Source organism: Myxococcus vastator, assembly GCF_010894475.1.
In the GTDB taxonomy this organism is placed as follows: Bacteria; Myxococcota; Myxococcia; order Myxococcales; family Myxococcaceae; genus Myxococcus; species Myxococcus vastator.
In genome coordinates, this window is record NZ_JAAIYB010000383.1 from 1 (window position 1) to 8,251 (window position 8,251).

Sequence of the window (8,251 nt, forward strand, 5' to 3'; positions counted from 1 at the left end):
GGGACGCAGAATGCCTCGTGCCGCATGTTATGGAACGCGTCATGAACCACGCTCACAGTCAGGCTCTCTTCGCCCGCGCGCAGGCCCGCATCCCCGGCGGAGTGAATTCCCCGGTGCGCGCCTTCCGAGGCGTTGGCGGCGACCCTGTCTTCTTCCGTGAAGGCACAGGTGCCTGGCTCACGGATGTGGACGGCAACCGCTACGTCGACCTCGTGGGGAGCTGGGGGCCGCTCATCCTGGGCCACGCATATCCGCCCATCGTGGACGCCATCATCGACGCCGCCCGCATGGGGACGTCCTATGGCGCGCCGCACGCGGGCGAGGTGGAGTTCGCGGAGCTCATCTGCGCCACCATGCCCGCGGTGGACATGGTGCGCCTGGTCTCCAGTGGCACCGAGGCCACGGTGGCGGCCATCCGCGTCGCGCGGGGCTTCACCGGCCGCGAGCACATCCTCAAGTTCGAAGGCTGCTTCCACGGCGCGGGGGACCCGTTCCTGGTGAAGGCGGGCAGCGGCGTGGAGACGCTGGGCCTGCCGGACTCGCCGGGCGTGCCGTCCGCGCTGGCGAAGCTCACGCTCACCGCGCCCTTCAACGACCTGGCCGCCGTGGAGCGCATCTTCGCGGAGAAGGGTCAGGACATCGCCTGCGCCATCATCGAGCCGGTGGTGGGCAACATGGGCGTGCTGGTGCCCAAGCCGGGGTACCTCGAAGGGCTGCAGGCGCTCTGCCAGAAGCACGGCGTGCTGCTGGTGCTGGACGAGGTCATGACGGGCTTCCGGCTGTCGCGAGGCGGCGCGCAGGAGCTGTACGGCCTCAAGCCGGACCTCACCACCATGGCCAAGGTGATTGGCGGGGGCATGCCGCTGGGCGCGTATGGTGGCCGCCGCGACATCATGGAGCAGGTGGCTCCGGCGGGCCCGGTGTACCAGTCCGGCACGCTGTCGGGGAACCCGGTGGCGGTGGCGGCGGGCCTGGCGTGCCTCAAGGCCCTGGCGGCGCCCGGCACCTACGCGCGGCTGGAGGACGTCAGCCGCATGCTGGAGGTCGGCCTGCTCGCCGAGGCGAAGGCCGCGGACGTTCCCGTCACCGTCAACCGCGTGGGCAGCATGCTCACGGTGTTCTTCACCAGTGAGCCCGTCTACGACTACACCAGCGCGAAGAAGGCGGACACGGCGCGCTTCGGCAAGTTCTTCCACGCCATGCTGAACGAAGGCGTCTACCTGCCGCCCAGCCAGTTCGAGGCGGCGTTCGTGTCGCTGGCCATGGGCGAGCCTGAAGTCGCGCACGTCCTCGCGGCGGCGAGAAAGGCCTTCCGTTCGCTTGGCAAGACCGGTTGAGCCCGAGCCCCTCGAGGGGCCCGTTCGCTTCGGTCCCTATACCCTCGCGCGCCGCATTGGCGCCGGGGGGATGGGAGAGGTGTTCCTCGCGCGAGAGGAGGCGCCTCGCCGTGCCTGTGTCGTGAAGAAGGTCCTCCCGCAGCTCATGGCGAGCTCCCAGTTCGCCGGGCGCTTCCGGGACGAAGCCCGCGTGGTGGTGCGGCTGCACCATCCGAACATCGCGCGCGTGTACGCCATGGGCGAGGTGGAAGGGCAGCTCTACCTGTCCATGGAGTACGTGCAGGGCAAGACGCTCAGCCGGCTGACGTACCGGCTGCGGCAGCTCGGGCGGACGCTGCCGCTGGGCATCATGCTCCACCTGGGGCAGCGGCTCTGTGAGGGCCTGGCCTACGCGCACGACGCGACGGATGAGTTCGGCAATCCGCTGCACCTGGTCCACCGCGACCTGTCTCCCGCGAACGTGTGCATCAGCTACGCGGGCGAGGTGAAGATCATCGACTTCGGCGCGGCGCAGTCCACGCTGAAGGAGCAGCAGACGGCGCCTCGGGTGGTGATTGGCAACCTGACGTACATGGCGCCGGAGCAGGCGCGGAAGCGCTTCGTGGACCGGCGCGCGGACGTGTACGCGGTGGGCGCGCTGCTGTGGGAGCTGTTCGCATGGAAGCCCCTGGTACAGCGGGGCGACCCGGTGGAGCGGTGGCGACGCGCGGCGTACCCCCAGTGGGAGCCAGCGGGGAGCGTCCGGCAGGGCGTGCCTACCAGCGTGGATGCGTTCCTGATGCGCGCGCTGGCCTCCGAGCCCGACAACCGCTTCCCGGACGCGGCCGCCATGGGCGCGGAGCTGGCGCGGATGAAGGCGAAGCTGGCGCCCAACGTGGGAGATGCGGACGTCGCGCGCCTCATCGCGGCCGCGTTCCCCCGCGAGAAGAAGGCGGAGGAGCTCGTGCTCCGCGAGCTGCTGCGGGAGCCGCGTTCCCGCGCGCTCACCGAGCCAGCGCTGGCCACCGTGCTCGCTCCGCCCACCGCGCTCGCGTTCGAGCACGAGGGCATCGACGCGCCCGAGGACTACGTCCCGGCCGAGCGTGGCGACGCGGAGGCCCCGAAGGCGCCGACGGACGCCTCCGCGCGAGGCACGCCAGCGAAGGCAGTGCCCGCCGCGCACGGTGACGCGGATGAACTTGAAGTCACGGTGCGCGGGACTCCCGAAAAGACGCCGGAGGTGCCTCGCGCCGTGAACGAACCTCGCGTCACCGCGCTGTACGGGACGGAGGACGAGGCGACGGTGGTGGAGGGCGGAGCCTCGCGAGCACGACGGGGCCTTCCCGGCGGCGAACGGGCACACCTCGATGTGGAAGGGGACGCCACTGTCGTCCAGCCAGCGCGAGGCCCGGCCGCGAGCGCGCCGCCCGATGCGGACGAGGAGACCACGGTCGTTCAGCCCGAGCGTGTCCGCATGGCGGCGGACGCCAGGACCGCGAACCCCGGAGCCAGCCTGGGCGGAGACGCGGCGGCCACCGAAGCCGTCGATGCGGCGAAGCTGATGGTCGCGCTGGAAAGGGCGGAGGCCACTCGGAACCAGGGCGCTGATGCCGCTGTGTCCGAAGACGTCACCGTGACGGAGGTGAACCCCGCCAGGGCCCTCCACTCCTTGCCGCCCCAGGCCGCGCAGTGGCGCCGAGCCACCCGCGAGACGCAGGTGGGCTTCGGCGTGGACATCTCCCAGGCGGTGGACGCCGCGGCGGTGGAGGCCCGTCGTCTGGAGTTGGTGCGCGCCATCACGGGGGATGAAGCCCTGCCCGTGCCAGCGCCCGAGGAGGACTCTGGCACCTGGCTCCGCGGTGGGCGCCCCTGGCTCGTCGCGGTGCTCTGCGTGGGCGCGTGTGCCCTGGGGCTCGCGCTGGCGTGGGCGCTGTCCTGAAGCCCGCCGCGAGCGTCAGCTCCCCGAGGGCAGCCGGTAGCTGAAGCCCAGGCTGATGGTGGCGGTATCAATCCAGTTGCTGGTGAAGCCGTCGCCGAACTCGTCCTCGTTGTCGTCCGACGTGCCTCGCGCGCCGCCGCCCAGGTAGCGCAGGTTGAGGAACGCATCCACGTTGTCGGTGATGCGCACGCCGCCGCGCAGGGACGCGTCCAGCAGCGCGCCCGTGGTGTTGGAGTCACTGTCGCCGTTGATGATGGCCGTGGGCGCGTAGCTGCCGTCCGCCTCGAAGCCCAGCCACCAGCCACCGCCCAGTCCCCACCGTCCGCGCACCTTCAACAGCGGCACCGGCCCCACGTCGCGCGCGGTCCGCCGCAGCGTCCCGTCCGCGGAGGTGAAGACATAGTTCGCGTTGCGCAGTTGGAGCGACACCCCCACGGACAGCTCTCGGTCCGGCCCGGACAGCAAATCGTACAGGTAGCTGGCCCGGTAGAATGGGAAGCTGTAGCGCACGTCCAGCGGCGTGCCCGCGGGGAAGTCCAGCGCGTCGATGCGCACGTCCCGCTTGAGCACCACCTGCGTGTCGATGGCCAGCGGCTGGTAGAGGAACACCACCGAGTGCCGGCCCTTCAACGTCAGCTCGGCCGACAGCCGCATGAAGTTGTAGAGGTTGTCCTGCCCGCCGTCGTCCGTGTAGCGGAACAGGGTGCCGTCACTGCCCTGGCGCAGGCTGTGGGCCAGCACGTCCAGGAAGCCCAGCTCTCCCACGAACTTGAGCTGCACCCCAGGCTCGTCCGGAGGCGTGGGCGCCTGGGCCTGGACGGTGAAGGTGCTCAGACAGAGAAGGGCTCCCAGGACGGCGGCATGGCGGTGCATTTCTGCTCCTCGCGAAGGGCTCTGCGCCCCGGACGCGTGAGCTTCAAATGCGTTACCAGCCTTCGCTCACCGCCGTGGCGGGGGTGTCCAGCGGCAGATAGAGCCGGAAGGTGGTGCCCTGGCCCGGTTGGGATTCCAACGCGACCCGGCCCTGGTGCGATTCAATGATGCGCTTCACCACCGCCAGCCCCAGGCCGGTGCCCTTGGCCTTGGTGGTGAAGAAGGGCTCGAAGATGCGCGCCCGGACGTCGGAGGAGATGCCCGGCCCGCTGTCCGCGAACTGCACTTCGACTTCGGGCGTCCCCGTCGCGCGCCGGACGCTCGCGCGCAGCATGCCGCCCTGGGGCATGGCCTGCACGGCGTTGATGGCGAGGTTGAGGAAGGCCTGGCGCATCATCCGCTCGTCCACCGTCACCGAGGGGACATCGTCCGCCAGGTCCAGCTCCACGCGCACCTGGCCCGGGGCCTCCGCCAGCGCGCCTCGCACCGCGTCCTCCACCAGGGGCGACAGCGGCACGGCATAGGGATGTGGCGCGGGCGGACGCGCGAAGGTGAGCAGGTCCGCGACGATGCGGTTGAGCCGGTCCGATTCCTCTCCGACGATGTCCAGCAGCGGCACCGCCGCGCTGTCCGGCCCGACGATGCGCCGCAGGGACGCCACCGAGTTGAAGATGGCGCCCAGGGGATTGCGCACCTCATGGGCCACCACGGCGGACAGCTCGCCCAGCGCGGCCAGCCGTTCGCGGCGCACCAATTGGGCCTGGGTCCGGGCCAGCTCCACGTAGCTGGCTTGAAGGTCCTCCACCAGTCGCGCGCCCTCGCGGGCCAGCGCCAGTTGGTTGGCGATGGCGCTGGCTCGCTCCACCTCCGCGAGTGTGAAGCGCCGCGGCCGCCGGGTCTCCACCGCCATCATCACGCCCATGGGGCGCTCGTGGACCACCAGGGGGAGCACCAGGAACGCTCGCGCGCCAGGCAGGCGCCGGACCTCTTCATTGACGCGCAGGTCGGAGCGGGCGTCCTCCACCATCACCACCTCGCGCGTGTGGAACGCCACCGACGCGAGTGATGCATCGGCCGGGAGGAGCGGCAGGTCGTGCCCTTGCAGCTCCGGTGAGCCTCCCGTCATCGCGCGCAGCTGGAGCCGCTCGCCCGAGCTGTCCGGCAGGAACACGTAGGCATCCGAAGTGTCCACGATGCGCGCCAGGCTGGTGGCGCCAATATGCAGCAGCTTGTCCAGCTCCAGGGTGGCCGCCAGCGCCTTGGCCACCTCGTGCAGCAGCGCCAGGTCCTCGGCGCGGCCACGAAGCTCATGCAGCAGCCGGTGGGATTCGATGGCCGCCGCGAAGTGGCTGCCCATGGCCTGCAGCGTCTCCCGTTCGAGCGGCGTCAGGGGTCGGCGCTCCCGGAAGAGCGCCGACAGCGTGCCCACGCCCCGCGAGCGCACCCGCAGGGGAACAACCACCACGGTACGGAAGCCCTGCCGGCGCAGCTCCTCGCTCAGGTCGTCCGAGCAGGACTCCACCTCGCGCTCCAGCGGGATGCCTTCGCGCTGCGCCTGGAGGCACAGGCTCCCGGCGCGCCAGCGCCGCATGAAGTCCTCCGAGCCTTCGGCGTCCAGGCCGCGCGAGTACGCAAGCTCCACCTCGCCGTCGTCCGCCGGCAGGAGCACCGTCACCGCGTCGCAGCCCAGGAGCCCGGCGATTTCATCGGTCCCTGGCGCGAACAACGCCTGCGGGTGCGGCGCGGAGGCCAACACCGAGGCCAGGCGGTTGAGCGCCGCCAGCGCCGTGTTCTGCGCGGACAGGCGGGAGATGGTGAGCGCCGCGTCCAGCGCCGCGGACACCTGCGCGCCGAAGAGCCGCACCGGTGGGAGCTCCTCCTCGCGCAGCCAGTCCGCCACCAGCGCGAGCATGGCCCGGGGCTGGCCCTCCACGTCGATGCGCACCGCGATGGCCCGCGTCTGTCCAGCGCGCTGGAGGCCCTGGCGCACCCGCTCGCCCCGGGCGCCCCGGAGGAAGCGCTCGGCCTCCTGGGGCAGCTCGTCCGTATAGGCCGCGCCGTCGCGCCAGGCGCGCTTCAGCACGGGAGGCCACTGGCCCACCACATCCCGTACCCAGCGGCCACTCAGCGCCGCGTCTTCCAGGGGCACCATGCCGGGCGGCACGAACGTCTGTCCCAACCGGACGCCCAGCCGGTCTGGCGAAAGCCACGCGCAGCCGAGCCCCAGTTCCTCCACGCCGGAGAACATCCGCCGCAGCACCTCGCCCTCGGTGCGCAGCGAGGGCAGGCTCGCGCCCAGCTCGGCCAGCCGCTGGAGCACGCCGCGGCGCCGGGCCCGCGCCGACACGTCGCGCACCAGCACCACCCACTCCGTGCCGCTGGGGATGACGGTCAGCTCCACCCGCCGCTCCTCTTCGGCGGTGCGCAGCATCGTCTCGTAGGTGGTGGGGACGGGCTCGCCGCGCTTGCGCCGGGCGTGGCGGGACGCGAGCTCCGCCGCGCTCGCCGCCGAGACGAGGAGCGTCGCGGACTCACCCAGCACGGCTTCGCGCGGGTAGCCCGATATCGTCACCAGCGCCTCGTTCACATAGACGAAGCGGCCGTCACGGACGACGCAGACACCCACGGACATCGCATCAAAGGGGCCGTAGGCTGCCCCGGTTTCGGCGGCGGTTTTCACGGCAAGCTGACTCTTCCACCGCTGCCAGCCCGCGCGAAATCGCCCACCCGCCGCTTCGCCCACCATCCCACAACCCGGCGCCGCCCCTGCGGCTTGTACGTAGAACGGGCCCGGCCGCGCGGTGCGGCCGAGCCCGTGCCTCCAAGGCGGTTGGCGCCTCGCGCCGAATCAGGCGGGAGCGCTCCCAGGGGACTCCGCGCCGCGGTGGTGGACCTTGGTGTACAGGCCGATGAGCTCCGCCTGCCCCACGATGTGGCCCTCCATGGCCTCCCGGAGCTGCGTGCGCGAGGCGCGGCCCAGGTCCGGCAGCACCGTGTCCAGGGCGAACAGGCGGAAGTAGTACCGGTGCATGCCCACGGGCGGCATGGGGCCCCCGTAGTCCTGGCGGCGGAAGTCATTCTGACCCTGGCGGGCGCCCTCCGGGAGGACGTCCGGCGTGGCCCCTTCTGGCAGGCCCTGGGCCGAAGGTGGGATGTTGTAGACAACCCAGTGGGAGAAGGTCATCTGCGGGTTGCGCGGGTCTGGCGCGTCCGGGTCCTCCACGAGGAGGGCCAGGCTCTTCGTCCCGGCGGGCATGCCCGTCCATTGGAGCGGCGGTGAGATGTCCTCGCCCTCGCCGGTGTAGGCGATGGGGATGAGGTCGCCGTCCTTGAAGCGGGGGGACGTGAGCACGAGCGGCTTCGGCATGGAGTCCTCCAGAGGTGTCGCGGTGGCTTGACGCGTATCGGGTGCAAGCTGGCGACGCAGGCGCCCGGGCGCCGAGGAGCGGGCCGGTCAGCGCCCGGAGGCTGGCCACCTGGGCGTTGGGACAGGCGGCCTCGTCCCCAGGCGCCTGCTGGTTCCGCCGGGCTCGAGCGCCTCGCCCAGAGGAGAAACGCCCGGGTGTGCCCTCGAGGAAAGGTCCTCGATTCCATGCGGGGCAGATCGGCGGTAGCTGAGCTTGCCGAAGCGGCAATCGCCGCTGGGGGCCGGGGGCCGCGGCCCATGGTAGCGGTTGCGTGTGCCGCGTGTTCGGTGTTAAGCGGCGCCCGCGCGTAGAGGGGTTTGGGGAGACGTCCGAATGGAAGTGAAGGAGCCCCGGAAACCGGGCGGTTCGGACGGCAGCGAGCTGGGTGAGACGGCCCGGCAGATGAGGGCGGCGCAACCCTATGTCTCGGCGGTGTGGAAGCTGGTGGGTGGCGCGGTGGTGGGCGTGCTGGGTGGCTACTGGCTGGACGGGTGGTTGGGGACGGGGCCCTGGTTGATGGTGGTGCTGAGCCTGGTGGGTATCTGCGTGGGCTTCTATGGGTTCCTCCATGAGATGGCCCGGCTGGGGAAGCGGAAGTGACGGCGCGGGGCGGCGGTAGCGGGACGGACTCCTTCCGGAGTCATGCGGCGCTGGCGGGTGGCGTGGCGGTGGTGGGCCTGGCGCTGGCGGCGTTGATGCCGCAGGTGGTGGAGGAC

General features: G+C 71.4%; 6 protein-coding genes. 3 read left to right on the plus strand and 3 right to left on the minus strand.

All coding sequences use genetic code 11. The features are described 5' to 3' along the window. Positions 1–41 precede the first annotated feature (41 nt). Both hemL and G4D87_RS28850 read left to right on the plus strand, forming a co-directional pair. Entirely contained in the window at positions 42–1,337 is a 1,296-nt protein-coding gene (gene hemL / locus G4D87_RS28845; RefSeq protein WP_163785924.1) for a glutamate-1-semialdehyde 2,1-aminomutase, read from the plus strand. Positions 1,338–1,407: 70 nt separating this feature from the next. Then, the gene (locus G4D87_RS28850) at positions 1,408–3,255 is read left to right on the plus strand and encodes a serine/threonine protein kinase (RefSeq protein ID WP_240358689.1); all 1,848 of its coding nucleotides are present in this window, start codon (positions 1,408–1,410) and stop codon (positions 3,253–3,255) included. A 15-nt stretch (positions 3,256–3,270) separates the two neighbouring features. Here G4D87_RS28850 and G4D87_RS28855 read toward each other — a convergent pair whose 3' ends face one another. The 3 genes from G4D87_RS28855 to G4D87_RS28865 all read right to left on the minus strand — a co-directional run bounded on the left by G4D87_RS28855 (position 3,271) and on the right by G4D87_RS28865 (position 7,495). Further along, positions 3,271–4,128, minus strand: coding sequence for a hypothetical protein (locus G4D87_RS28855; RefSeq protein ID WP_163785926.1), 858 nt, complete (start codon positions 4,126–4,128; stop codon positions 3,271–3,273). A 52-nt stretch (positions 4,129–4,180) separates the two neighbouring features. Beyond that, complete coding sequence (locus tag G4D87_RS28860) at positions 4,181–6,808, minus strand: ATP-binding protein (RefSeq protein WP_163785927.1); 2,628 nt, start codon at positions 6,806–6,808, stop codon at positions 4,181–4,183. A 168-nt stretch (positions 6,809–6,976) separates the two neighbouring features. Then, positions 6,977–7,495 carry a YbhB/YbcL family Raf kinase inhibitor-like protein gene (locus G4D87_RS28865; RefSeq protein ID WP_163785928.1) on the minus strand — a complete coding sequence of 173 codons (519 nt, stop codon included), beginning with the start codon at positions 7,493–7,495 and terminating at the stop codon, positions 6,977–6,979. A gap of 373 nt (positions 7,496–7,868) precedes the next feature. Here G4D87_RS28865 and G4D87_RS28870 point away from each other — a divergent pair, with 373 nt between their 5' ends. Further along, complete coding sequence (locus G4D87_RS28870; RefSeq protein ID WP_163785929.1) at positions 7,869–8,135, plus strand: AtpZ/AtpI family protein; 267 nt, start codon at positions 7,869–7,871, stop codon at positions 8,133–8,135. The last annotated feature ends 116 nt before the right edge of the window (positions 8,136–8,251 follow it).